Here is a 1,202-nt window from a genome sequence, read left to right on the forward strand (position 1 = left end):
GGGCGTGCTTCAGCCTTCGGCGGGAGGGGTGGAGCGGGAGGCCGCCGGAGCGTCCTCCAGGGGCGCGGAGAGGCCGCCCAGCTCCTCGGCGAGCGCGGTCAGCACTTCCTGGGTGAAGACGATGCGGTCACGGGGCAGGCGCGCGAGCACGCGCTGCACGGCGGACTCGACGGTGCCCTCGGACGGGATGTCCAGCGCGCGGCCGGAGTCGGTGAGCGCGAAGAGGGCCTTGCGGCCGTCGAGCGGATCCGACTTGCGCTCCAGCAGGCCGCGCTTCTCCAGGCGCTTGAGCACGCCGGTGAGGGTGCTGGGGTGCACGTGGAGGATGTTGGCGAGCGTGCCGGCGGTGATGCCCGGGAATCGTCCGACCAGCCGGATGACCAGCCGCTGCGGGCCGGTGAGCCCCAGCGTGGACTCCATCCGCTTGGACGTGGACTGCAGGCCATGGTCCACGGCCCACAGGAGGCGCATGAACTCCAGCACCTCACCCAGCTGCTGCGGCGAACCCCGGGACTTGCTGCCGTCCGGGCCTGCCATCGACTCCGGGGCTTGTGTGTCCTTCATGGGCGCATCCTCCTTCAACTCCGGCCTCCCTGTCTTTCCGATGTGTTCCAAAGATGGGCGTGTCCTAGCGCGTCGGCCTGGGCGTTCCAGCAAAATCCGGAAGGGGTGCTCTCGGGAGGACGGGCCCGCCCGCCCGGGGGCCTTGGGGGCGGTGACGCTATGGGCTTGGGTGCTGGCTGGGTGTGTCATCCCCGGAAAAGCGGGCCACCGCCCCCGGGCATGCCGGGGCCCGGGAGCGGCGGCCCTCATGAGCCTGACTCAAGCCATGGGTTTCATGGGTTCGTGACGCTTCCCTCCCTTCCCGGCGGCGACCCGGCGGGGACCTGCTCCACCTTGAGCGTCGTGGGGCCGCTGAGGGCCAGGTGGGCCCTGAGCTTGAGGAACTTCTTCTTTCCGAAGCCCTTGACCCGGACCAGCTCCTCGACGCGACCGAAGGGCCGCTTCTTGCGGTGCTCGAGGATGCGCTGCGCCGCCTTCTCACCCACGCCCGGCAGCAGGTCCAGCTCCGCCGCCGTGGCTTCATTCAGGTTGACCACCCCCACGTGTTGCATGCGCGGGCTGGCGGCCTCCGCACGCCCCGCCCCCATCAGCACGCAGCCCAACACCCACGCCCAGGCCCTGTCTCTTATCCAAATCTC

2 protein-coding genes are annotated in these 1,202 nt (G+C 70.3%); both read right to left on the bottom strand.

Annotation, left to right across the window (positions count from 1 at the left end):
* Positions 1-9 precede the first annotated feature (9 nt).
* Entirely contained in the window at positions 10-537 is a 528-nt protein-coding gene (locus D7W81_RS41290) for a MarR family winged helix-turn-helix transcriptional regulator (protein WP_244227800.1), read from the bottom strand.
* Between the two features lie 299 nt (positions 538-836).
* Positions 837-1,151 (bottom strand): ComEA family DNA-binding protein, encoded by a 315-nt coding sequence (locus D7W81_RS41295; protein WP_120560753.1) that lies wholly within the window; start codon positions 1,149-1,151, stop codon positions 837-839.
* Positions 1,152-1,202: the final 51 nt, after the last annotated feature.

The organism is Corallococcus aberystwythensis (assembly GCF_003612165.1).
Taxonomy (GTDB): Bacteria; Myxococcota; Myxococcia; order Myxococcales; family Myxococcaceae; genus Corallococcus; species Corallococcus aberystwythensis.

Coding starts and splice junctions, on each gene's coding strand:
- D7W81_RS41290 (WP_244227800.1), bottom strand. CDS start 537: ATGGCAGGCCCGGACGGCAGCAAGTCCCGGGGTTCGCCGCAGCAGCTG.
- D7W81_RS41295 (WP_120560753.1), bottom strand. CDS start 1,151: ATGGGGGCGGGGCGTGCGGAGGCCGCCAGCCCGCGCATGCAACACGTG.